The sequence below is a fragment of the Methylosinus sp. Ce-a6 genome (genome assembly GCF_009811655.1).
Taxonomy (GTDB): Bacteria; Pseudomonadota; Alphaproteobacteria; order Rhizobiales; family Beijerinckiaceae; genus Methylosinus.
Genome location: NZ_BGJX01000041.1, coordinates 1 through 24,509, shown reverse-complemented (window position 1 = coordinate 24,509; position 24,509 = coordinate 1). Strand labels below are relative to the sequence as shown.

At 66.1% G+C, this 24,509-nt stretch carries 18 protein-coding genes; 7 read left to right on the top strand and 11 right to left on the bottom strand.

Going from position 1 to position 24,509, the window contains the following annotated elements; genetic code table 11:
• Positions 1–111: 111 nt before the first annotated feature.
• Positions 112–1,434, bottom strand: coding sequence for a methyl-accepting chemotaxis protein (locus Mspo_RS17350; RefSeq protein WP_159731952.1), 1,323 nt, complete (start codon positions 1,432–1,434; stop codon positions 112–114).
• Positions 1,435–1,833: 399 nt separating this feature from the next.
• Here Mspo_RS17350 and gshB point away from each other — a divergent pair, with 399 nt between their 5' ends.
• The 3 genes from gshB (at position 1,834) to grpE (ending at position 6,286) form a co-directional block, all read left to right on the top strand.
• Positions 1,834–2,790, top strand: a complete 957-nt coding sequence (gshB, locus tag Mspo_RS17345) for a glutathione synthase (protein ID WP_159731949.1) — start codon at positions 1,834–1,836, stop codon at positions 2,788–2,790.
• Complete coding sequence (locus tag Mspo_RS17340; RefSeq protein ID WP_159731946.1) at positions 2,783–5,605, top strand: [protein-PII] uridylyltransferase; 2,823 nt, start codon at positions 2,783–2,785, stop codon at positions 5,603–5,605. Before gshB ends, Mspo_RS17340 begins: the two co-directional genes overlap by 8 nt.
• 72 nt (positions 5,606–5,677) lie before the next feature.
• Entirely contained in the window at positions 5,678–6,286 is a 609-nt protein-coding gene (gene grpE, locus Mspo_RS17335) for a nucleotide exchange factor GrpE (RefSeq protein WP_159731944.1), read from the top strand.
• Between the two features lie 57 nt (positions 6,287–6,343).
• On the opposite strand, the gene corA is transcribed toward grpE, so the two are convergent.
• From corA to Mspo_RS17320, 3 genes are all read right to left on the bottom strand, one after another.
• The gene (corA, locus tag Mspo_RS17330; protein ID WP_159731942.1) at positions 6,344–7,351 is read right to left on the bottom strand and encodes a magnesium/cobalt transporter CorA; all 1,008 of its coding nucleotides are present in this window, start codon (positions 7,349–7,351) and stop codon (positions 6,344–6,346) included.
• A gap of 152 nt (positions 7,352–7,503) precedes the next feature.
• A complete protein-coding gene (locus Mspo_RS17325; protein WP_244613524.1) occupies positions 7,504–8,283 on the bottom strand; it encodes a hypothetical protein in 780 nt (259 codons plus the stop codon).
• Positions 8,284–8,295: 12 nt separating this feature from the next.
• Complete coding sequence (locus tag Mspo_RS17320; RefSeq protein ID WP_159731940.1) at positions 8,296–8,712, bottom strand: regulator; 417 nt, start codon at positions 8,710–8,712, stop codon at positions 8,296–8,298.
• Positions 8,713–8,995: 283 nt separating this feature from the next.
• Here Mspo_RS17320 and Mspo_RS17315 point away from each other — a divergent pair, with 283 nt between their 5' ends.
• The 3 genes from Mspo_RS17315 to Mspo_RS17305 all read left to right on the top strand — a co-directional run bounded on the left by Mspo_RS17315 (position 8,996) and on the right by Mspo_RS17305 (position 12,918).
• The gene (locus Mspo_RS17315; RefSeq protein WP_159731938.1) at positions 8,996–10,567 is read left to right on the top strand and encodes a Do family serine endopeptidase; all 1,572 of its coding nucleotides are present in this window, start codon (positions 8,996–8,998) and stop codon (positions 10,565–10,567) included.
• 235 nt (positions 10,568–10,802) lie between these two features.
• Positions 10,803–11,486 carry a response regulator transcription factor gene (locus tag Mspo_RS17310; protein ID WP_159731955.1) on the top strand — a complete coding sequence of 228 codons (684 nt, stop codon included), beginning with the start codon at positions 10,803–10,805 and terminating at the stop codon, positions 11,484–11,486.
• The gene (locus Mspo_RS17305; RefSeq protein ID WP_244613523.1) at positions 11,470–12,918 is read left to right on the top strand and encodes an ATP-binding protein; all 1,449 of its coding nucleotides are present in this window, start codon (positions 11,470–11,472) and stop codon (positions 12,916–12,918) included. The genes Mspo_RS17310 and Mspo_RS17305 overlap by 17 nt, the downstream gene beginning before the upstream one ends.
• Here Mspo_RS17305 and Mspo_RS17300 read toward each other — a convergent pair.
• From Mspo_RS17300 to Mspo_RS17290, 4 genes are read right to left on the bottom strand one after another with little or no spacing between them, the layout of a single operon-like run.
• Complete coding sequence (locus Mspo_RS17300; protein ID WP_159731936.1) at positions 12,886–14,097, bottom strand: SGNH/GDSL hydrolase family protein; 1,212 nt, start codon at positions 14,095–14,097, stop codon at positions 12,886–12,888. The genes Mspo_RS17305 and Mspo_RS17300 overlap by 33 nt on opposite strands.
• 37 nt (positions 14,098–14,134) lie before the next feature.
• On the bottom strand, positions 14,135–15,970 hold the full coding sequence (locus Mspo_RS17295; protein ID WP_159731934.1) for a carbamoyltransferase: 1,836 nt from the start codon (positions 15,968–15,970) through the stop codon (positions 14,135–14,137).
• 7 nt (positions 15,971–15,977) lie between these two features.
• On the bottom strand, positions 15,978–16,124 hold the full coding sequence (locus Mspo_RS19645) for a DUF5989 family protein (protein ID WP_201281737.1): 147 nt from the start codon (positions 16,122–16,124) through the stop codon (positions 15,978–15,980).
• A 16-nt stretch (positions 16,125–16,140) separates the two neighbouring features.
• A complete protein-coding gene (locus Mspo_RS17290; RefSeq protein ID WP_159731932.1) occupies positions 16,141–16,551 on the bottom strand; it encodes an SxtJ family membrane protein in 411 nt (136 codons plus the stop codon).
• A gap of 320 nt (positions 16,552–16,871) precedes the next feature.
• On the opposite strand from Mspo_RS17290, the gene Mspo_RS17285 reads away from it, so the two are divergent.
• The gene (locus tag Mspo_RS17285; protein WP_159731930.1) at positions 16,872–18,440 is read left to right on the top strand and encodes a radical SAM protein; all 1,569 of its coding nucleotides are present in this window, start codon (positions 16,872–16,874) and stop codon (positions 18,438–18,440) included.
• A 62-nt stretch (positions 18,441–18,502) separates the two neighbouring features.
• Here the strand turns inward: Mspo_RS17285 and Mspo_RS17280 are convergent, their stop codons facing one another.
• From Mspo_RS17280 to Mspo_RS17270, 3 genes are all read right to left on the bottom strand, one after another.
• Positions 18,503–20,743: a HAMP domain-containing sensor histidine kinase gene (locus Mspo_RS17280; RefSeq protein WP_244613522.1), complete on the bottom strand. Its 2,241-nt coding sequence runs from the start codon at positions 20,741–20,743 to the stop codon at positions 18,503–18,505.
• 215 nt (positions 20,744–20,958) lie between these two features.
• Positions 20,959–23,616, bottom strand: coding sequence for an aminopeptidase N (gene pepN, locus Mspo_RS17275; protein WP_159731926.1), 2,658 nt, complete (start codon positions 23,614–23,616; stop codon positions 20,959–20,961).
• A 189-nt stretch (positions 23,617–23,805) separates the two neighbouring features.
• Entirely contained in the window at positions 23,806–24,327 is a 522-nt protein-coding gene (locus tag Mspo_RS17270) for a Dps family protein (RefSeq protein ID WP_159731924.1), read from the bottom strand.
• Positions 24,328–24,509: the final 182 nt, after the last annotated feature.

The window sequence follows — 24,509 nt, the reverse complement described above, 5'->3', positions numbered from 1 at the left end:
CAGAAAGTACCCCGAAACTCTCGGGAAAGCCGGGCATGCGCCCGCGACCTATCGACTCATTCCCCGGACAGCCGTGCACAAGTGGGAGAAGGGAAACGCGCGAACTTTCCGTCAGCTGGCGAGGCTCTGCGCCAGCTCTTCCGTATGCGCCTGGGTGCGGCGCGCCATCTGGTCGATCTCGCGGGCCAGCGTGACGATCGACTCGGCGCCGGCGCCGGTCATCGCCATGGCGCTCGCTACCTGAGAGACGTGCTGCGACATGGCCGAGGCGCTGTCGGCGGCCGAGCGCACGCTGCGGGTGATGTCCTTGGTGGCGGCGTCCTGCTCATGCACGGCGGAGGTGATGATCGCCGAAATATGCTCCACTTCGGCGATCTTGCTCTTGATCTTGTCGATGGAGGAGACGGAGAGGTTGGTCGCCGCCTGGATCTCGGCGATCTGATCGGCGATCTCCTGCGTCGCCTTGCCGGTCTGGGTGGCGAGGCTCTTGACCTCCTGCGCGACGACGGCGAAGCCGCGCCCCGCCTCGCCCGCGCGCGCCGCCTCGATGGTGGCGTTGAGCGCCAGAAGATTGGTCTGCGCGGCGATGCGCGAGATGAGGCTCACGACGTCGCCGACACGATTGGCGGCGGCGGAGAGGCGCAGCATCTCGGCGCTGGAGCCGTTGGTCTCCTGCACGGCCTGGCGCACCACTGTCGTCGACTCGACCGCTTGGCGGCTGATCTCCCCGATCGCCTCCAACAATTGCTCGGAGGCCGTAGCAACGGAGGCGACGTCGGCCGCCGCCTGCAGCGAGGCGGTGCGGGCGAAATCCGTATCCTCGCGGGCGCGCCGCTCCTGCACGATCATCTCCTCCGATGCGTTGGCCATTTTCTTCGTCAACTCGCCGAGCGCTGCGGTGGTGGCCGACAATTCCTGGGAATAATGCTCGACCTGGTCGCGAATGGCCGCCTCGCGGCGCAGCCGCTCCTCGCGATCGTCGCGGGCGCGGATCTCGGCGGCCATCTCATTGTTGGCGCGCATGGCGTCGCGCAGCACGATCAACGCCTTGGAAATGGCGCCGATCTCGTCGCCACGGTCGGCGCCGCGCACCACTATGCTCGTGTCGCCCGCGGCGAGATCGGCCATTTGGCGGGCGATCGTCTTGATGGGCGCCGCTACGGTGCGGTGGATCGTCGGGATGGAGACGCCGACGACCAGAAAGGCCGCCGCCAGAGTGCCGAGCAAGAGCTCGAGCGAAAGCGTCTCCGCCACCTGATTCGCCATCACCGCGAGCTGCGCCGCGCGCGCGGCGTTGGCGGGATCGGCCGCGGCCGCGGTCAAGTCGCGGACATTCACGACGGACACATAGGCGGTCGCGCCCATGAGCAGCAGCAGAGCCAGAAAAAGGAACTGCCTGAGCGCGAGACCGGCGCCGATCGAGGTGAACCGCATTGGAGGACCGTATCCCGTTTGTTCCTGTCTTCACAGTCGCGCGCAATTTAGACCAATCTCCTTCAAGCAGAGTTAACGTCTCCGTGGCCGCCCGAATTCGGGTAAGTTTCCAGCGTCATGGCCACGCTTGTCGCGGCCATCCACGCCGCGACGACTGAGGAAAGCCAAGAAGGAGAATATGAGCGGAACAACGCCGCCTCTTCTCCTCCGTGTGTCGCAATGTCCCGGCGTGGATGCCCGCGACAAGCGCGGGCATGACGCGGCTGTATCGGAGTTGTCGACCTGGGTTCGGAGCCCTGCCGGGACGAGGAAGCGCTTTCGCCCCGCGGCAAAACGCGTTACTTCCTCGGGCCCGGACGGCCGAAGCCGGGGACACGCCAGGAAAGAGACCTCGAGAGCATGATCGACGTCGCGGTCCAGATGGACCCCTTGGACAAAATCAATTTCGCCGGCGATTCGACCTTCGCGCTGATGCTCGAGGCGCAGAGGCGCGGCTTCCGTTTGTGGCATTACACGCCCGACCGCCTCTCGCTGCGCGCCGGCCGGCTGAGCGCGCCGGCGCGTGAGATCGCCGTCTTCGACGACGCCTCGCGCTATTACGAGCTCGGCGAGGAGCGCATTCTCGATCTCGCGAGCGTCGACGTCGTGCTGCTGCGCCAGGACCCGCCTTTCGATCTCGCCTATATCACCTCGACGCATTTCCTGGAGAAGATCCAGTCGCGCACGCTCGTCGTCAACGATCCCGCCGCAGTGCGCAACGCGCCGGAAAAGCTCTTCGTCATGGAATTCGCCGATCTCATGCCGCCGACGCTGCTGACGCGCGACAAAGCGGCGATCGAGGCGTTCCGCGCGGAGCATGGCGAGATCGTCATGAAGCCGCTCTACGGCCATGGCGGGGCGAGCGTGTTCAAGGTGGCCGCGGTCGATCCCAATTTCGGCTCTCTGTTCGATCTCTTTTCCGCGACCTTCCGCGAGCCCTGGGTGGCGCAGCGATTCCTGCCCGCCGTCACGGAAGGCGACAAGCGCATATTGCTCGTCGACGGCGAGCCGCTCGGCGCGGTGAACCGCGTCCCCGCCGACAACGACATACGCTCCAACATGGTGCGCGGCGGCTCGGCGGCGGCGACGGCGCTCACCGAGCGCGAGCGCGACATCTGCGCGCGGCTCGGCCCGGCGCTGAGACAGCGCGGACTCTTGTTCGTCGGCATAGACGTCATCGACGGCCATCTCACCGAGATCAACGTCACTTCGCCGACGGGCCTCAGGGCGCTCGCCCGCCTCGGCGGCCCCGACCTCGCCGCGCCGATCTTCGACGCGATCGAGGCGAAGCTCGCCGAGCTGCGCGCGAATGGCTGACGCGCGCAAGGCCGCGCCGCACGCGCGGGAAGAGCCGCCGAAGCCCGCGCGGCCCGCGGCGCCGAGCGCGAGAGGCCTGCGCGCGGCGATCGGAGAAAAAATCGTCGCCGCGAGCGCCGGCGCGAAGCCGGGCGAACCGCCTCGCGCGGCGGTGGTCGAGATTTTGCGCGGCGTCCTCGCAGAAAGCCATGCGACGGCGCGCGCCTATCTCGAGGCCGGCGGCAAGGGACTGGTCTGCGCGCGCTATCTCTCCGATCTCGAGGACGAGATCATCGGCGCGATCTATGATTATGTCGCGCGCTTCGTCTATGTCGCGGACAATCCGACCTTCGCCGAGCGCCTGACCATCGTCGCGGTCGGCGGCTATGGCCGCGGGACGCTCGCGCCGGGCTCCGACATCGATCTTTTGTTCCTGCTTCCCTATAAGCAGACGCCCTGGGGCGAGAGCGTCGTCGAGGCGATCCTCTACATGCTCTGGGACCTGCGCCAGAAGGTCGGGCATTCGAGCCGCTCCGTCGCCGAATGCCTGCGCCAGGCGCGCGCCGACATCACCATACGCACGACCATTCTCGAGGCGCGCTTCATCCTCGGCAGCTCGGATCTCTTTCACGAGCTGCTCGAAAGTTTCGATCGCGAGATCATGCGCGTCGATGCGCGCGAATTCGTCGCGGCCAAGCTCGCCGAGCGCGACCAGCGCGTCTCGCGGGCGGGCTCGTCGCGCTATCTCGTCGAGCCCAATGTCAAGGAGGGCAAGGGGGGCTTGCGCGATCTGCATACGCTGTTCTGGATCGCCAAATATGTCTATCGGGTGCGTGAGCCGGAGGAGCTCGTCGCCGCCGGCCTCTTCACGCGCAGCGAGCTGACGCTCTTCCAGCGATGCGAGGAATTTTTGTGGCGCGTGCGCTGCCAATTGCATTTTACGACCGGCCGCGCCGAGGAGCGCCTCTCCTTCGACCTGCAGCCCATGCTCGCCGCCAAATTCGGCTATCACGACCGCGCCGGCCTCTCGCGCACCGAGCGCTTCATGAAGCATTATTTTCTCGTCGCCAAGGATGTCGGCGATCTGACGGCGATCGTCTGCGCGGCGCTGGAGGCGCGCGAGGCGAAGCCGCGCGCCATGCTCGACCGTGTGCTCGGCCGGCTGCGGCGCCGCTCGCGCAAAATGCCGTCCGGCGATTTCATCGTCGAGCACGACCGCGTCAATGTCGCCGACGAAGACGTCTTCCGACGCGATCCGGTCAATATCATCCGTTTGTTCTGGACCGCCGACCGCTATGGGCTCGCGATCCATCCGGACGCGGTGCGCGCCATCACGCGCTCGCTGCGGCTCATCGACGCCGAGCTGCGCGGCGACAAAGAGGCGAACCGCCTGTTCCTCGATATTCTGCTGTCGCACAATACGACGGAGACGGTGCTGCGGCGCATGAACGAGACCGGCGTGCTCGGCCGCTTCATCCCCGAATTCGGCCGCATCGTCGCGATGATGCAATTCAACATGTATCATCACTATACGGTCGACGAGCATCTCTTGCGCGCGGTCGGCGCGCTGGCGGCGCTCGAATCCGGCCGCGGGCCGAAACAGGCGGCGCTGGCGATCGATATTCTGCCGACGATCTCCAATCGCAAGGCGCTCTATCTCGGCCTGCTGCTGCACGATATCGCCAAGGGCCGCAAGGAGGATCATTCGCAGGCCGGCGCGGCGATCGCCCATTCGCTCTGTCCGCGGCTCGGCTTCGACCCGGCGGAGACGGGCGCCGTCGCCTGGCTGGTGCAGCATCATCTCTTGATGTCCAGCATAGCGCAGAGCCGCGACCTCTCCGACAGCCGCACGATCGAGAATTTCGCCGGCGTCGTGCAGACGATGGAGCGGCTCAAAATGCTGCTCGTGCTGACCATGTGCGACATCGACGCCGTCGGCCCCGGCGTGCTCGACGCTTGGAAGGCGCAGCTGCTCAACGTGCTCTATTGGGAGACGGAAGTGGTGCTCGGCGGCGGGCATTCGGCGGCCGATCGCAAGAGCCGCGTGGCCGAGGCCAAGGAGGAGCTGCGCGCCGCGCTCTCCGATTGGAGCGAAGCCGATTTCGCCGCCTATGCGCAGCGGCATTATTCGGCCTATTGGCTGAAGGCGGATATCGCCCGCAAGGTGCGCCACGCCCGCCTGCTGCGCGACCTGAAGGACGCGAAATCGCCGCTCGTCACCACTGTCGATCTCGACACGAAGAGCGGCGCGGTGGAGCTCACCGTCGTCGCCCAGGACCATCGCCGGCTCTTGTCGATCATCGCCGGCGCCTGCGCGGCGAGCGGCGCCAATATCGTCGACGCCCATATCTTCACCACGGCGGACGGGCTCGCTCTGGACACGATCTTCTTCTCGCGCGCCTTTGCGCTGGACGACGACGAATTGCGCCGGGCGCGCCGCGTCGCCGAATATATAGAGAAGGCGCTGCGCGGCGAGATCGCCATCTCCGAGGTGGTGGCGGCGCGCAGCGCCAGCTCGCGCAATTCGGCGGCGGCGTTCGACATCGCGCCCGACGTCGTCATCGACAATCGTTTCGCCAATATGGCCACGGTCATAGAGGTCTCCGGCCTCGATCGTGTCGGACTTCTCTTCGATCTGACCCGCGCCATCTCCAATCTCAATCTCAACATCGGCTCCGCCCATATCGTGACCTTCGGCGAGCGGGCCGTGGACGCTTTCTATGTGACCGATCTGACCGGCGGGAAAATCGTCTCGCCGACGCGCCAGGCGGCGATAAAGCGCCAGTTGCTGGACGTTTTCGGGCCGAGGGCCGAAAAGCGCCAGGCGCGGGCGTGACGGCCCGCCCGACTTGATTTTGCGCGCTCCCGCACTGATATCGGGGGCGTTTCATCGCCAACGGAAGAGATCATGAGCGACGATAAGAAGAAGGAAACCCCCGATGAGGCCCGCGCCCGTCAGGCGCAGGCGGGCGAGGCCGAGACCTCCGCTCTGGCGCAGCCGGGAGCAGAGTCCGACATCGCCGAGCCAGAGCCCTTCACGGAGCTCGAAAATCTCCACGCCGAGGTCGCGAGCTTGAAGGACAAGCTGCTGCGCACGCTGGCCGATATGGAAAATCTGCGGCGGCGGACCGAGAAGGAGATCGCCGACGCCAAGACCTATGGGGTCACCAATTTCGCCCGCGAGATGCTGCCCTTGGCGGATAATCTGCGCCGCGCCGTCGACAGCGTGCCGGCGCAGGCGCGCGACGGCCTCGAGCAGAGCGTATGCACATTGATCGAGGGCGTGGAGCTCACCGAACGCGACTTCGTCTCCCGCCTCGCGCGCTTCGGCGTCAAGAAGATCGAGGCGCAGGGCCAGCGCTTCGACCCCAATCAGCACGAGGCGCTGTTCGAGATCCCCGACGAGAGCGTGCCCAATGGCACGGTCGCCCAGGTGGTCGAGCCCGGCTATCTGATCGGCGAGCGCGTGCTGCGCCCGGCCAAGGTCGGCGTGGCGCGGGGCGGGCCGAAGGCTTGACGGCGACTGGCTCGCCCATGGGCCGCCGAATGCGCGCGACGTGAACGACGCCGCGCGTCACAGCCAGCCATTGCGGCGAAAGCGCCAGTAGAGCGTCGCGCAGATCGCCGCCGTCGCGCCCAGAACGAGGAAATAGCCGTAGCGCCATTTCAGCTCCGGCATATGCTCGAAATTCATCCCGTAAATGCCGGCGATCGCCGTCGGCACCGCGAGGATGGCGGCCCAGGCCGCGAGGCGCCGCGTGATGTAGGTCTGCTGCATCTGGCCGTTCATCAGGCTCGCCTCGAAGGCGAAGGCCAGGACCTCGCGCAATGTGGCGATCTGCTCGCGCACGCGCAGGATGTGGTCGGTCACGTCGCGAAAATGCGGCCGCATGGCGGCGTCGATCGGCATGACCTCCGTATGCTCGAGGCGTTGGCAGACGTCGACGAGGGGCGCGACGGCGTTGCCGAGCCGCAGTAGGTCGCGGCGCAGCGCATAGAGCCGATCGACATCGGCCTTCTCCGGCGCCTGCGCGAGAATATGATCCTCGATCTCCTCGACTTCCGCATTGATCGTCGCGAGCACGGGAAAGTAATTGTCCACGATGAAATCGAGAATGGCGTAGACGATATAATCCTCGCCCTCCGACAGGCCGTGCGGCGCCGCCTCGCAGCGCTCCCGCACCTGCGCATAGGAGCTCGAGGCGCCGTGGCGGATCGACAGAACATAGCCCTTGCCGACGAACAGATGGGTCTCGCCGAAGGCGATGCGGCCATTCTCCATCTGCGCGGTCCGCGCCACGATGAACAGACCGTCGCCATATTGCTCGAGCTTGGGAAATTGATGCGCCTTGCCGGCGTCCTCGATCGCCAATGGATGCAGGTCGAACTGCCGCTGCAGGCGCGCCAGCAGCTCGAGCGACGGCTCGCAGAGCCCGATCCAGACGACATGGCCGGGGCGCGCGGCGAAGGCGCCAGCCTCGTCTACGTCGACATCCTCGAGCCGCTTGCCGTCCGCATAGACGGCGGCCGCGACCACGCCGGGCTCCCGCCCCGCTCCGGGCGCGGCGATCGATGCGTTCATGTTGTTCGGCCTTCTCGCGGCGTCGATATCGGCGACGATCTAAGCGACGCCGGCGGCGAAGGCAATCGGGCCGGCCATTCGGTAGCTGTTATGCGCCAGGAGCGGTTGTTCTGCACCGGCGACAGTAAACTCGTTTCGGATGCGCGCACTCGTCAGTCCTGCAGCGGAATATTCTTGGTCGCTTCCAACTCGGCGTCGTTTTCAACGATCCAGCGTTCAAGTCTTCCCATAAGGTCAGCCCAGACATCGACGTATTCGTGGTGAAAAGTCATCATGCACCGTTCCATCGAGCCGAGGTGTGACGCCCCATGAAGCTGCATCCAGCGGTTCGAGAAGCGCGTTTCATACTCGTCGTGGTCGACCTTGGAGTAACCAGCCACCATGCCCTCATAGTTCGGGTGGGCGCTTTCCGACAGGACGCCATACAGCTTTTCGAGGCCGGGATACCGCTTGTCGCACTTGCCAAGGATGGTGCCGATGTTGAGCGACTGGTGATTTGTCGAGCCGTCGCGCGAGCCGAGCAGAAGAATGCTGGTCTTCCTAGCGAACAGGTGAAAGTCGAGCTTGCCGTCCAAAACCTGCTGAATGCGCTGGTTAAGGTAAATGAGTGTGGCAAGCGTCTCAAAACCGCTGCGCAACAAGATACGAGCGCCAAGGGAATGGCCTTGCTGGTGCAGCACATACGACTGGGTTAGCAGGTCCGTAACCCGCCAAAACGCCGCCTCGCGTAGTAGCCAGCACCGAAACAGAGCTTTCCACTTGTAGGCGATTGGGTTGCGCGAGAGCAGGCCCCCGATGGGGATGCTTGCCATGAGCGATGCGCGCCAGTTTGCAAGGTTCTGTTCAATGGTGTCCATGACTGAAACATAGTAAGTTTGTGGGCAAAAAGAATGCCCGCTCCGAGTCATCAGCGCAGTTTCGAACTGACCCACTACCGGCCCTCCTCACGACAGCGCGCGGAAATCCTCCACGGTGATCGGCGCGACGACATTCTGCGCATCGTCCAATATTTCGTAGAGCAGGCCCTTCCCATAGATGGTGAAGAACACGATCACATCCTGATCGCCGCCGCCCTCCCGATGCGGATCCTCCGAAGGCGGGCTGACCTTGTAGCTGCCGACCGGCCTGATCTCCTTTATCTCGTCATTGGCGTGATAGAGGCGATGCTCCCCTTGTATCACGAAGGTCTTGTTCAGCGTCTTGTGACGATGCAGCAGGATTTTCTCATTCGCCGCGAATTTGAAGAGCACATGAACGATCCCGGCGTCGTCGTCGATATTCAGCACGGAGAGCCAGAGGTGATCGATCCCCTCGAGGCGCTTCCAATCGATATTTCTGTCGTCGAAGGTAAAATTCGTCATCGCGCTGTCCTCCCGGTCCGAGGCGACCGGATGTAGCGTGACGCGCGACGCCGGGCGCCGCCATGGAAGCCCTCCCTCGCAGCGCCGGGCGAATTGCCCCGGCGCATCGCCCCGCTCCAGCCACGCGAGCGAAAAATTCGCCTTACGAAAGTTTCATGCGGCCGCCACTGTGGCGTAAGCCGGCAAACCCCATCTTCGTCTTCGATGAGGCGGACGACCCGCCGCGCCCCCCGCGGGCGGCCGCAAAGGCCAGCGCGACGGGGCCGATCGATGGAGATGGTTGATGACCTTGCCGGTGCTTTTACGTCGAGCTCTCGCCACCACCAGAACGGCGCGATGGCGCCGTCCGGAAGGACGCAAGTTCCGCGTCGCCCTCATGTCCGGCGCCGCCGCTCTCGCGCTCGGCGCCACGCTGCTCTCCCCGCCGCAGAGCTTCGCCTGGGGCCAGGCGCCGGCCGTGCAGAACCAGAGCGGCAGCCAGAGCGCGCTCGCCGCCTCCGGCCCGCAATCCTTCGCCGATGTCGTCGAGCGGGTGAAGCCCGCCGTCGTCGCCATCAAGACCAAGGCGCTCGAAGCGGGCGGCGGGCCGGAGGAGGGCTTTCCCGGAATGCCGCCCGAGCTCTCGCCGGACGATCCGCTCTACCGCTTCTTTCGCCATTTCGGCGAGCCTCCGGGAGGGCGCCGGCAGAAGCATATGACCCAGGCGCAAGGCTCGGGATTCGTCATCACCAATGACGGCTATGTCGTCACCAACAACCATGTCGTCGACAATGCGACGCAGGTGGAGGTGACATTCGACGACGGCCGCACGCTGCCGGCCAAGATCATCGGAACCGACAAGCGCACCGATCTCGCGCTGCTGAAGATCAATGACGGCAATAATCTGCCGCATGTCGACTGGGCGAGCTCCAGCCCGCGCGTCGGCGACTGGGTCATCGCGGTCGGCAACCCCTTCGGCCTCGGCGGCACGGTGACGGCGGGCATCGTCTCGGCGCGCGGACGCGACATCGGCGCCGGCCCCTATGACGATTTTCTCCAGATCGACGCGCCGGTGAACCGCGGCAATTCCGGCGGCCCCTCCTTCGACGAGCGCGGCCAGGTGATCGGCGTCAATACGGCGATCTATTCGCCCTCGGGGGGCTCCGTCGGCATAGGCTTCGCTATCCCTTCAGAGGTCGCCAAGGATGTGATCGCGGCGCTCAAGGACAAGGGCCAGGTGGCGCGCGGCTGGATCGGCGTCTCCATCCAGCCGATCACGCCGGAAATCGCCGAGAGCCTGGGGCTCAAGACGAATAAAGGCGCCCTCGTCGCCCAACCGCAGCGCGGCGGGCCGGCCGAGGCGGCCGGGCTCAAGGCCGGCGACGTCGTCACCGCCGTGGACGGCCAAAAGGTCGACGGCCCGCGTGATCTCGCCCGCCGCATCGCGGCGCTCGGCCCCGGCAAGTCGGCGGAGCTCACTTTTCTGCGCAATGGCGCCGAGAAGAACGTCAAGCTGAAGCTCGGCAAGCTGCCGAGCGAGAAGGAGGCCGCCGCCGAGCCCAATGATGGCGTCGAGCCCGGAGCGGCGCTCGCCGCCTATGGCATGGAGGTCGCCCCTGCGGCCGAGGTGCGCGGCGGCCGCGGCGGCGAGGGCCTCATCATCGTCGGCATCGACCCCAATGGCGCGGCCGCGCAAAAGGGGCTGCGCCAGGGCGATGTGATCGTCGAGGCCAATGGGCAGACGCTCAAGGCGCGCGGCGATCTCCAGGCGGCGATCGACGCGGCCAAGAAGGAAGGACGCAAATCCGTCCTGCTGCGCGTCAAATCGCCGGAAGGCGCGCGCTTCGTCGCCCTCTCGGTCAATCCGGCGTCTTGAGGGCTCGGAGCGTTTCCAGCCGAAGTGGCCGCCGGTTCGGCGTCGGAAACGCGTCCAAACAAAATCTCGGAGCTTCTTGCGCGGCGCCCGCTTTTGCCCGCCCCCCGTGTGACGGGCGCCGCGCAATGAAGAGCGGCGGGAGACGCCCGTCTCCTCTCTCGCCGTGTCGGTCGCGGCAGGCCGGCGCGTATCCGCCGGCCTGCCGTTTTTCGTCGAGGCGCGCTATATGAGAGAAATGCGAATATTGGTCGTCGAGGACGATTCGGAGGCCGGCGCCTATCTCGTGAAGGCGTTCCGCGAGCAGGGCCATGTCGCCGATCATGCGGCGGACGGGCTCGAAGGCTACGCAGCCGCGGCGGAAGGCCGCTACGACGTGCTCGTCATCGACCGTATGCTGCCCAAGCTCGACGGGCTCTCGCTGATCTTAGGCCTGCGCGAGCAGAAGATCGACACCCCCGCCCTCATCCTCTCCGCGCTCGGCCAGGTGGACGATCGCGTCCGCGGCCTGCGCGCCGGCGGCGACGATTATGTGCCGAAGCCCTACGCATTCTCCGAGCTGCTCGCGCGCGTCGAGGCGCTGGCGCGCCGGCGCAGCGGGCCCAAACCCGAGGAGACCGTCTATCGCGTCGGCGATCTCGAGCTCGATCGGCTCGCCCATAAGGTCGTCTCCGCCGGCCAGGAGATCGTGCTGCAGCCGCGCGAGTTCCGCCTGCTCGAATATCTGATGAAGCACGCGGGCCAGGTGGTGACGCGCACCATGCTGCTCGAGAATGTCTGGGACTATCATTTCGATCCGCAGACCAACGTCATCGACGTCCACATCTCCAGACTGCGCGCCAAGATCGACAAGGGACGCGAGACGCCGCTCCTGCACACGATCCGCGGCGCCGGATATATGATCCGTGAAGGCGCTCGTTAGACTTTTCCGCACGACGGCCTTCAAGCTGTCGCTCGCCTATCTCGTGCTGTTCGGCATCGGCGCCGCGCTCGTGCTGACGCGCGTGCAGATCAATGTCGAGGACCTTTTCGACGAGCAGACCGCGCAGACGATCGACGCCGACATTCGCGGCCTCGCCGAGCAATATTCCGAAGGCGGCATTCGCCAGCTGGTGGAGGTGATCGAGCGGCGCGCGCGCGCCCCCGGCGCCTCGCTCTATCTGGTGACGACCTTTTCCGGCGAGCTCGTCGTCGGCAATATCGCCGCTCTGCCGCCGGACCTTCCCGATCAGTCGGAGCTCGTCGAATCGCGTTACCAGAGGCGCGGCGAAGCGACCGCCACGCATCGCGCCATGATGCGGCTGTTCCAGCTGCCGGGCGGATTTCGCCTGCTCGTCGGCCATGATCTGCAGGACAGGAAGCTGTTGCGCGGCATATTGCGCCGGGCGCTCGTCACCTCGCTGTTCTGGCTCATCGCCATCGGCACGCTCGGCGGCCTCATCGTCGCCCGGCGCATTCTGGCGCGGCTCGACAAGCTCTCCGCCTCGGCGCGCCGCATCATGTCCGGCGACCTCGAGCAGCGGCTGCCGCTGATGGGCGCCGACGACGAGCTCGACCGCCTCGCGGGCAATCTCAACGCCATGCTGGAGCGCATAGAGCAGCTGATGGCGGGCCTGCGCGAGGTCTCCGACAATATAGCGCATGACCTCAAGACGCCGCTGACTCGCCTGCGCAATCGCGCCGACGCGGCGCTTCGCTCCGATCTGACGCCCGAGCAATGTCGCGACGCATTGACCGATATGATCGAGGAATCGGACGCGCTCATCCGCATCTTCGACGCCCTGTTGATGATCGCGCGCGCCGAGGCCGGCTATTGCAGCGATTTCCTCAGCCAATTCGACGCCGCCCGCGTCGCCGCCGACATCGCCGAAATCTACGAGCCGGTCGCCGAAGAGCATGGCGCCCACATCGAGTTCGACGCAGCGAATGGGCTGACCATTCGCGGCAACCGCGAATTGCTCGGCCAGGCGCTCGTCAATCTCGTCGACAATGCGCTGAAATATGGCGCGACCGAGCCCGGCGCCGTCGTTCGCGTCGCCGCGCGGCGGAACGGCGAGGCGATAGAGATCGAAGTGTCCGATCGCGGACCCGGCATAGCGGCGAAGGATCGCGACCGCGTGATCGGGCGTTTCGTGCGGCTCGAGAATTCGCGCTCGCGGCCGGGCTCCGGCCTCGGCCTGTCGCTCGCCGCGGCGGTGGCGCGCCTGCACGGCGGAACGCTGCGCATAGAGGACAATCGGCCGGGCCTGCGCGTCGTGCTCGCGCTGCCGCTCGCCCTTGCGCCGCGCGCGGTGGACGCCTCGGCCGCCGAGCCGCCCGCGTCACCTGCTCTCTCGCGCCGCTCCGCGGAATGAAGAAGCCAGCGCGCCATCGCCGCCATATTGCGCGACGAGATCCTCGGCGAGAAGGCGATCGCCGTTCGCGTTGAAGTGGCAGTCCGCCCAGATATAGAGATCGCGCAGAAAATCCGGATGCGTCTCCTTATAGCGGAAGAAGGCGGGGAAGTGATCGAAGAAGCGCGCGCACTTGCCCGCGCACCAGTCGCGCCAGATGCTCGCCTGGCGTGAGTTCTCGACATCGTAGAGAAGCTGCTGCGGCCAGGGATAGACGCCGACGGAGAGCGCGATTCCCTTGGACGAGAGCAGCTCGTGGAGGCGGTCCATCTGCGCCTTCGCCTTCTCGATCGCGGCGGCCACTCCGCCGGGGCCGTAGCAGCCCGCTCTGTCGTCATAGGTCCAGGCCGCGCGCATCCAATCGCGGCTGTAGGCGCGGCCGGGCCGCGCGAGCTCCGCGAAGCTCGCTCGCGCATTCGCCGCCTCGAGTCGTCTCGCATAGAGCGACTTGCTCACGAACTCCACGACGAAGGAGCGTTTCTCGAGCCAGCCGCGCTCGGGCGCTTCGATGAGCGGCGCCGCCTGCGGCAGGCACTTCGCCGGATCGGGGGCGAAGACGCCGAACTGCAGCGCGCCATTCGAGTCGTTTCTATAGAAGATCGCCTCGTCCTGAATGTCGGAAATGTCGATGTAGACGATCGCCTCGTCGAATTTCAGGCCGGCGTCGAGATAGAATTTCAGCTTCTCGAAATAGACGGAGGGCGCGTAGCTCGCGACGCCCGCATTCAGCACGTCCAGCTCGGGAAAGGCGTGCGCGAAACGGCCGACGAAACTGTCCTCGTAGACGAGGCCGACGCCTTCCGTGAAGGAGTCGCCGATGAAGACGACGCGCTTGCGATTGGCGACGAGCGGCACGTCGCGCGTCGAGGCGTCCTTGAAGCCGAGCGAATTCGTTATGACGCGCGTCGAGTCCGACCCCCAATTGTCATAGCCGTCGAATTTGGGCCGGAGCGTATGGGTGAAGACCGGGTGGCGCGGGCGCAGCCGCGTCTCGCCATGGACGAGAAAGGGATTCTCCCAATTGTAGACGCGATGGAGCACGGCCTCCGCCAAGGCCGAGAGGCCGATGAATAGAACGACATTGACGAGAACGATCCCCGCGACCCTCGAGCCGCGCGCGCTCCTGAACGACGACGCCATCGCTTCCTCCGCTCGTCGACCGACCCTGGTTTTGACGTCAGTCGAGCTCGAATCTGTCCTTGTAGTCGCTGCGCAGAGCCGGATCCTGGTCCCCTTTGCGCAAATGGCAATTGCCGATGACGAGCGTCTCGATCTCCGTTCCCATGAAGCAGGCGAAGGCGTCCTCGGGCGTGCAGACGATGGGCTCGCCGCGCACATTGAAACTCGTATTGACCAGCACGGGACAGCCGGTGAGCGCCTTGAAGGAGGAGATCAGCGCGTGATAGCGCGGATTGGTCTTCTCATGCACGGTCTGCACGCGCGCCGAGCCATCGACATGGGTGACGGCCGGAATGTCGCTGCGCGGCCGTTGCAGCCGCTCTATGCCGAAGAGCGCTTCGTCCTCGGCGCTCGTCGCCAGCCGATGCGCCTTCGCGACATCGGCGACGAGCAGCATGTAAGGCGAATCCTCGTCGAGCTCGAACCAGTCGGCGACATCCTCGCGCAGCACGGAGGGCGCGAAGGGACGGAAGGACTCGCGATATTTGACCTTGAGATTGAGCGTGCGCTGCATTTGCGGCGAACGCGGGTCGGCGAGGATGGAGCGCCCGCCGAGCGCGCGCGGCCCGAACTCCATGCGCCCCTGGAACCAGCCGACCGCTCCGCCTTCGGCGAGATCGCGCGCGGCCGCGGCGATCGTCTCTTCGTCGGAGAGCGTCGCGAAACGCGCGCCGCAGGCGGAGAGGCGCCGCTCGATCTCCGCTTGCGCGAAAGACGGCCCGAGATAGGCCCCCTGCATCGCGTCGCTTTCGCCCGCCGCCTCGCGCGGGCGGCCGTTGAACTCGTGATAGGCGAGCAGCGCCGCGCCGAGCGCGCCGCCGGCGTCGCCCGCCGCCGGCTGGATCCAGATGCGCTCGAAGCTCTTGTCGCGCAAGACCTTGCCATTGGCGACGCAATTGAGCGCCACGCCGCCGGCGAGGCAGAGATTGCGCGCGCCGGTCTCCGCCGCCAACGCGCGCGTCAGGCGCAGCACGATTTCTTCCGTCACCGCCTGGATCGACGCGGCAATGTCCATGTGATGCTGCGTCAGCGGCTGCTCGGGCTGGCGCGGCGGCCCGGCGAACAAGCGATGCAGCTTCTCGCTCGTCATGCGCAGCCCGGCGCAATAGTCGAAATAGGACTGGTCGAGCCGGAACGTGCCGTCTTTCTTCAGATCGACGATATGATCGAGAATGAGGCTCGCATATTTCGGCTCGCCATAGGGCGCGAGCCCCATGAGCTTGTATTCGCCGGAATTGACCTTGAAGCCCGTGTAATAGGTGAAGGCGGAATAGAGCAGCCCGAGCGAATGCGGAAAACGCAATTCGCGCTGCATGACGAGCTTTTCGCCCTCCCCGAGGGCGACCGACGTCGTCGCCCATTCGCCGACGCCGTCCATGGTCAGAACGACCGCCTCGCGGAAGGGCGAGGGATAGAAGGCGCTGGCGGCGTGGCTCAGATGATGCTCGGCGAACAGCAGACGCTTGCGCCAATCGATCTTCGGCGCATGATGTTCGAGCTTCTTCACGAGCAGCGATTTTTGAAACAGCTTGTCGCGCAGCCATGCAGGCAGCGCGGTCTTGAAAGAGCCGAAGCCGCGCGGCGCGAAGGCGATATAGGTCTCGAGCAGGCGCTCGAATTTGACGAAAGGCTTGTCGTAGAAGGCGACGAAATCGACGTCCTTCGCCTCGACGCCGGCGGCGCCGAGGCAATAGTCGATCGCATTCGCCGGAAAGCGCGCATCATGCTTGACGCGCGAAAAACGCTCCTCCTGCGCCGCGGCGACGATATGTCCATCCTCGATCAGCGCGGCCGCGCTGTCGTGATAGAAGGCGGAAACGCCGAGAATACGCACGCGCGGGTCAGAACAACGTGTAGATGAAGGGCGCGACCGCCGTTCCCTGCAGCAGCAGCAGCGCGCCGAGCAGCAGCATCACCGCCAGCAAGGGCGCCATCCAATATTTCTTGCGGCTCGCAACGAAATCCCACAGCTCGACGACCGTATCCATCGCACTCGTCTCCTCATCAGAATTGCTTGCGCATGTCGGAAGGGCTTGCGTCGCGCCGCATCCAATAACTCTCGGCCGTCTCGTCGAAACGCAGCGCGAGCATGTCGCGCGCAAGGAGACGAAAGACGATCGCGATCGGCGTCAGCAGGCCGAAGAACAGCACGCCCATCACGATCGGATTGACGATTTTGTGCAGCGTCTGCCCGAAAGCGAACCACAGCGCATTGAGCCGAGACAGGCGCGACGGCGCGACGATCGCGATCGCCGCGAAAACGACGGCGGCGACGAGCGCCCAAAGTCGAGGCGCCTCGCCACGCGAGAGCGGCGGCAGAGCCAGGATCGTGAAAGCGGCGGCGATCACGAGACCGAAGGAGCGATCGGATGCGCGCTCCAGCGGCGGATCCGACGTCAGAGCTTCATGCGCCATTGGGCGGGTCTGTCCCCCAAAACAAGATCCGTAGCAATTCTTCCTCGCCGCAATTGCGAGACTTAGGCGAGGAAAAGACAGGCGTCAATTCGGGGCGGTCCCCATCGACGCCCGGCGACGCGACGCAGCGCTTTGATGCGGAAGACCTTTGCGATTTTTTTACGGAGCTCCCGCCGTTGTCGCGCGAGCGACGCCGGCCTGTGGAGAATCTTCGAGCTCGTCCTCGGCGACTGCCGTTTGGGGCGGAAACCAGCCGCTTTCGGCTTGCGCACGACAAAAAAAAGGACATTAATTCGGTGTTTATCGGAAAGGGGCCCGTAATGACCTCATCCCTTTATCTCGTCAATCCCGCGGCGGATTTCCCGACTTATTTCGGCGCCGAAATCCTCGTCGCCTCGGGCCGCCCGTCCGGCGTCATGATGGCCGATCTGTCGACGACGACGGTCGCCGCTCTCGCGCCCGACGATTTCTCGATCGAGATCGGCGACGAGGGCGTCGCGCCGGTGAATTTCGACCATGACGCGGATTGGATCTGCATCACCGGCAAGGTGAGCCAACGCCGCCGCATGATCGCCATCGCCGACGAATTCCGCCGCCGCGGCAAGAAGGTGATCATCGGCGGGCCTTATGCGAGCCTCAGCCCCGATCATCTCCGCGCGCATTGCGACGTGCTGGTCAGCGGCGAGATCGAGGAGATCGCCGAGGAGCTGTTCTCCGATCTGCGCGCGAGACGTCCGCGCGATCGTTACATCGGCGACAAGCCTTCGCTGGCGACGAGCCCCGTGCCGCGCTGGGATCTCTATCCCAATCATCGCGCCATGCTCGGCGCCGTGCAGACCTCGCGCGGATGTCCGTTCGAATGCGAATTCTGCGACGTGATCCAATATCTCGGCCGCAAGCAGCGTCACAAGCCGATCGCCAATGTGATCGCCGAGCTCGACGCGCTATGGGCGCACGGCTTTCGCGCCACTTTCCTCGCCGACGACAATTTCACCGCCTATCGCGCCCATTGCAAGGAATTGCTCGAGGCGATGGCGCATTGGCGGCGCGACGGCCACGAAATGGATTTCGTCACGCAGATCTCCATCGACGCGACGCGCGACGCCGAATTGATGGACATGCTGGTCGAGGCCGGCGTGCATCAGGTCTTCATCGGCATAGAAACGCCCAATCTCGAGAGCCTGCGCGAGACCGGCAAGAAGCAGAATTTGAAGATCGATATCGCCAGCGAGGTGCAAAAGCTCATCGACCGCGGCATTTCGGTGATGGGCGGCATGATCGTCGGCTTCGATCACGACGGGCCGAATGTCTTCTCGCAGCAATATGAATTCGCCATGTCGACGCCGATCCCGATCTTCAGCCTCGGCGCGCTGATGGCCTCCGAGGCGACGCCGCTCTTCGATCGCATCACCAGAGAAGGGCGCCTGCTGCAGGGCACGGTGGAGACGCAGGCGGTGCCCTGGGGCTCCAACATTCGTCCGGTGACGATGAGCATGGAGGAGCTGAACGCCGGCCTGCACAATCTCTGCAACGCGCTCTATTCGCCGGCCGCTTTCGGCGAGCGCATGTTGAATTTCATCCAGAGCTTCGGCCGCGCGCGCGATCTGAGCGACGCCAGGCTTCCCGATTACCAAGGCTTCCGGGACGTGGAGCGGCAGGCGATCGAGATCGCCGGCGAGGTGCGGCGGCTCGGCGACGCCGAAGGCCGCATGTGGAACAAAGTGTGGGGAGCGGCGCTGCGCAAGCCGGCGACCGCCAAGATCGTCGGCCGCATCATGTTCCAATACGCCCAGGCGCGGCACATGTTCGACAAGGGCAATTATTGGGAGCCGCAGCTCGCCTTCGCGCCGCCGCGGCGCGCGGCGGCGGTCGAGGCCGCCGTGGCGTGAGATCGCGAAGCGCGCTGTGCGAGCCTTCAGGCTCGCTTCGGACAGCGCGCGCCACGGTTGTTTCAGTGCAAAGAAGGCCGCACCCCTTGGCCGGACATTGCCCGCGTCGTCGGCCGCACCGGAATGCGCAGCATGGCGATCGTGCCGATCCCGACATGCGAGCGGATGCGCAGCGCGCCGCCATGCAGCGCCATCAGCGCGCGCGCGATGGCGAGGCCGAGCCCGGAGCCTTTCATGCCGTTCTCTATGACGGAGATCGGCTGCTCGAAAGGACGGCCGAGCTTGGGGATGGCCGCTTTCTCTATGCCGCACCCATCGTCCTCGACGAAGATGGCGATGGAGCGCGCGAGCCGGCGCGCGCGCACGCGCACGCCGCCGCCGGCCGAGGTGAATTTCAGGCTGTTGGAGACGAGCACGCCGATCGATTTCACGATCGCGTCATGGTCGCCGAAGCAGCGCAGCCCGTCGCTCGCATCGACGACGATCTCGACGCGCTTGCCCTCCGCGCTGGAGCGGAAGCTCTCCACCGTCGCGCGCACCGCGCCGGAGACGTCGACCTCGCGCTGATCGAGGCGCACGCATCCGGCCTCGAGCCGCGACATGTCGAGAATATCGGTCAGCACGTCGAGCAGATAGCGGCCGCCCTGGTGGATGTGGTCGCAATATTCGACATATTTGGTCGAGCCCAGCGCGCCGAACACCTGCGCCTGCATCATTTCGGAAAAGCCGATGATGGCGTTGAGCGGCGTGCGCAGCTCGTGACTCATATTGGCGAGGAATTCGGACTTCGCCTGATAGGCGGCCTCGGCCTCGCCCTTCTGCAGATGATATTGCTCGGCGAGCGTCGCCAGCTGCTGCGCCTGCGCCTCCAGCGTCTGGCGCGATTTCAAGAGATCGTCGACGCTCGCCGTCAGCCGGCGCTCGGAATCGATGAGCTTCTCCTGATTGCGCTTCAGCGCCGTGATGTCCGCGCCCACGGAGACATAGCCGCCGTCCTTGGTGCGGCGCTCGCTGATCTGCAGCCAGCGCCCGTCGCCGAGCCGCGCCTCATAGGTCCGCTCGTTCGGCGAGGAGGCCCGATCCGCGACGATCTGCGTCTCGGCGAGCGACGCGCTGGCGCTCGCCATGATTCGCGCATAGCTCGCGCCGGGCGCGGCGGCCTCGGCGGCGAGGCCGTGCAGCGCGAGGAATTTCGAATTGCAGGCGACGAGCCGATTATGCGCGTCCCACAGCACGAAGGCCTCGGAGATCGTCTCGATCGCGTCGCGCAGCCGCATGTCGGCCGTGGCCGCTCCTTCCGCGAGCGCCCGCTGCTCGGAGATATCGACGGCGACTCCGACGAGGCGCTTGCCGCCTTCCGCGTCCACGATCAATTCGGCGCAGGCGCGCAGCCACACCCAATCGCCGCGCGCATTGCGAATGCGGAACTCGTGATCCATGCCGCTCGAGCCCGAGGCGACGATCGTCTCGACGAGCGCCGCCAGATCGCCGTCCTGCGGATGCAGCCGGACCTTCAACTCGCCGAAGGAAAGGGAACGCGGCTCGGGGTCGAGGCCGAGCAGGCCGAACATGGAATCGGACCAATGGATGCGGCCGCGCGCAATGTCCCAATCCCAGAGGCCGCAGCGCCCCGAGCCGAGCGCCGCGTCGACGCGCCTGCGCAGGTCGATCTGCGCGCGCTCGGCCTGCGCGGCGCGCCGCGCCTCGCGCCGAAAGGCGAGGAAGCCGGCCGCAGCCGAGAGCGTCGCCGCCGCCGAGAGCGCCGCATAGGCCGCGAGAGACGCGCGCCAATCGGCGAGCGCGGCCTCATAGGGGAGGATTGCCGCCACCTGCCCCGCGCCGACTTGCCCCGCCCCGACTTGCCCCGCCCCGACTTGCCCCGCCCCGACCTGCCCTGTCCTCGGGGCGAGATTGCGCACGGTCGCCAGCGCCTTGCGGCCATCGGCCAGAGTGATGCGCATCACCCCCGCTCTATCGGCGAATTCGGTCAATATCTGCTCGGCGCCGAGCAGCGCGGCGAGCGCGCCGGAGGCGGCGAGCGGCGGAGTCGCGGCGACGATGCGGCCGGCTTCATCGGCGATGGCGACGCGGCGCCCGCGCGAGGCGGCGTAATCCGGCAGCGTCGCCACGCCGGCGCGCAATGTCGCGTCGATGTCGCGGGAGATCGCGCGGGCGAAGATTTCGAGCTCCTGCGCCGCCTCGGTCAATATGCGCTCATGCGACATCTCGACCAGGGCGAAGAGCAGAACGCCGAGCGCGGCGGCGCAGAAGCCGAGCGCGATCGCCGCATGCCGGGCGTTCATCGATTCCGCGATCGCCCGAGCAATGCTCACAGAGCCCGCAGCGCTCCATGAGGAATCGGCGCAAGTCGTCGTATTGGCTGCGCGTCCACGCGCCATTTCGCAAATTCCCCGCCAGTTGCCGAAGAGGGGGAAAAACGCGCCGCATCCCGCCCCGAATCACCTCCATTCGAATCCGGCGGCGGGTTTTTGTCCAGACCTTAATAGGACGTAAACGCTCAGCCGAGCGCGCGCGTCGCTATGTCCGAGACATCGGCCGAGAGATCAGGCGTCGCGAGGATGCGGCGCAGCGTCGCCTCGGCGATTCCGCGGCGCCTTTCCTCGAGCGAGCGCCAGGAGCGCAGCGCCGAAAGCAGGCGCGCGGCGAGCTGCGGATTTTTGGGATCGAGCTCCAGCACGACCCGCTCGAGCAGCGCATAGCCGGAGCCGTCCAACGCATGGAAGCGCGTCGGATTGCCATTGGCGAAGGAGCCGACCACGGCGCGCACGCGATTGGGATTGGCGAGCGAGAAATCCTCGTGCTCCATCAGCCGCGCGACGCGCGCCGTCGTCTCCCGCTCGGGAATGATCGCCTGCAGCGAGAACCATTTGTCGAGGACGAGATGATCGCCCTTGTAGCGATCGTAGAAAGCCGCGAAGGCCGTTTCGCGCGCCTCGCCCGGCAGATGCGACAAGGTCGCCAGCGCCGCGAGCCGATCGGTCATATTGGCCGCCTCGGAGAATTGCCGCTCGGCGAGCGCGCCGCCCTGCGCCGGATCGCCCGCGGCGAGCAGGTCGAGCGCGACATTGCGCATGGCGCGGCGTCCGGCGCTGGCGGCGTCGGGCGAGAATCCCTCCTGCGGCGCGAAGCGAACATGCGCCTCGGCCAGCGCCGCCGACAGATGCCGGCCGAGATCGCGCTTCAGTTCCGAGCGCGCCGAAAAGATCACATCGGGATCGACGTCCTTGCCGATCTCACGCGCAATGTCGATCTCGGACGGCAGCGACAGCGCCTGGGCGACGAGGCTCGGATCGCCCTCGCCGGCCTCGACCAGCCGCTTCAGAGAATCGAAAAAGGCGGCGTCGTCCGCCCCCTCGCCGCCGCGGGCGGCCGCGATGCGGGCGAAGATCGAGCGCAGCGCGAGGCTCTGCGCCGCCTGCCAGCGATTGAAGGAATCGCTGTCATGGGCGAGCAGGCGCCCCAAATCCTCGGCGGATTGCGGCGGCGCGAGGCGCACGGGCGCGGAAAAGCCGCGCAGCAGCGACACGACCGGGCGCGACGGCGCATTCTCGAAGACGATCGTGCGCTTGCGCGTCGAAAGCTCGATGACGCCGCGCGCGCATTCCTCAGCGCTCGCGCCATTCTCGCCGCGCGCGGCTTCGAGCGTCAGCTCGTCGCCATTCTCGCCGATGAGGCCGAGCGCGAGCGGTATGACGAAAGGCTTCTTCTCGTTCTGGCCGGGCGTCGCCGGCGTCGATTGCTCGAGCGAGAGCGTCAGCGTCTTGGCGCGCGCGTCATATTCGCTTTCGACGGCGACGAGCGGCGTCCCCGCCTGCTCGTACCAGAGCGCGAATTGCGTCAGATCGCGGCCCGAGGCCTCGGCGAAGCAGGAGAGGAAATCCTCGACTGTCGCGGCCGTCCCGTCGAAGCGCTCGAAATAGAGATCCATGCCGCGACGGAAATCGGCGTCGCCGATCAGCGTCTTCAGCATGCGGACGATCTCGGCGCCCTTCTCATAGACGGTCGCCGTGTAGAAATTGTTGATCTCGTGATAGAGGCTCGGCCGCACCGGATGGGCGAGCGGGCCGGCGTCCTCCGGAAACTGCTGCAGGCGCAGGCCGCGCACGTCGGCGATGCGTTTTACCGCACGCGAGCGCTGGTCCGCCGAGAATTCCTGATCGCGATAGACGGTCAGGCCCTCCTTCAGGCAGAGCTGGAACCAGTCGCGGCAGGTGATGCGATTGCCGGTCCAATTGTGGAAATATTCATGCGCGATGACCGACTCTATCCCCGCATAGTCGGAGTCGGTCGCGGTCTCGGGCGAGGCCAGCACATATTTGTCGTTGAATATGTTGAGGCCCTTGTTCTCCATCGCGCCCATGTTGAAGTCGGAGACGGCGACGATGTTGAACACGTCGAGGTCGTATTCGCGGCCGAAGGCCTCCTCGTCCCAGCGCATGGAGCGCACGAGCGAATCCATCGCGTAAGAAGCGAAAGGCTCCTTGCCGCGCTCGACATAGATGGCGAGCTCCACGTCGCGGCCGGAGCGCGTGCGATAGCTCTCCGAAATATGGCCGAGATCGCCGCCGACGAGGGCGAAGAGATAGCAGGGCTTCGGGAACGGATCGCGCCAGACGGCGAAATGCCGGCCGCCGTCGAGCTCGCCGGAAGCGATCGGATTGCCATTGCCGAGCAGGACCGGCGCATCGCTCTTCTCGGCTTCTATGCGCGTCGTATAGACGCTCAGCACATCGGGCCGATCGAGGAAATAGGTGATGCGGCGGAAGCCCTCCGCCTCGCATTGCGTGCAATAGGCGGAGCCGGAGCGATAGAGCCCGCTCAATTGGGTGTTCGCGGAAGGATCGACCTCGGTCTCGATCTCCAGCGCGAAGGCTTGTTCGGGCGGAACATGCAGCACGAAGGAATCGGGGGTCGCCGCATAGGCCTCGGGCGCAAGCGGCGCGCCGTCGAGCGCCGCGCGCCGCAGGACCAGCCCGTCGCCGTCCAGCGCGAGCGGCGCGCCGGCGCCGCCGGCGGGATTGCGCCTTATCGACAGCCGCGCGACGACGCGCGTCTTGCTGCGATGCAGCGAAATATCCAGATCGACCGCGTCGATCAGAAACGCGGGCGGGCGATAGTCGGCGAGGCGGACGGCCTGGGGAGGTGGGTTGCGCATGGGACCTCGATGCCCGTCACACCTACACGCGGCGGCGCGCCTTCGCAACGGGAACGGGACCGCCGCGGCAGCGATCGGGCGAATGCCGGAATGACGCTCCACTTACCACTTCAGGGGGCAGGGTCGGATCGCGAGCGATTCGGGGGGCGATTCCCCCAAGTCTCGCGTCCAAGTCTCGCGGCGGAAGCTTCAGGCGTTGCCGCGGCGGCCGGCCTCGAAGAGGAACCAGACGCGCCGCTCGGCCTCGTCTATGTAATTCTCGAGCAGGCTCGCCGTGGCGACATCGCCGCGCTCGTCGCAGAGGGAGTGCGCCTCGCGCATGCGCGCCGCCAGCGCGCCATTGTCGTCGCGCAGCTCCGCCAGCATGTCCTGCGGATCGACATAATCGGCGTCATTGTCGAGGACGCGCTGCAGCTTGGCGATATGGCCGATGGAGCGCAGCGTCGTGCCGCCGACCTTGCGCACGCGCTCGGCGAGCTCGTCGGTCGTCGCGAAAATCTGCGCGCCCTGCTCGTCGAGCAAGAGATGATAGTCGCGAAAATGCGGGCCGGACGCGTGCCAGTGGAAATTCTTCGTCTTCAGATAGAGGGCGAAGACATCCGCGAGCACGGCGTTGAGCGCGCCCGTGACGTCTCGCGTGGCCTCGGTCGAGAAGCCGGTCGGCGTCTCCAGCGCGGCCTTTTGGCGGGAGCGGATTTCACGGCTGGTCATGCGGCTTTCTCCTCGAGCGGAAGATAGGATCGCTATGCCCAGATATGCCGCGGCGCGCGCCTTCCCATGGCCCGGCCGTGGATTTTTTTGGCCCGAGGCCCGCCTCTCAGCCGGCGGAGGCGCCGTGGAGCTCGCTGTCGAGCTCCTGCGCGGCGTCGGCCGGGGGGGCGTCGGCGGAGCGG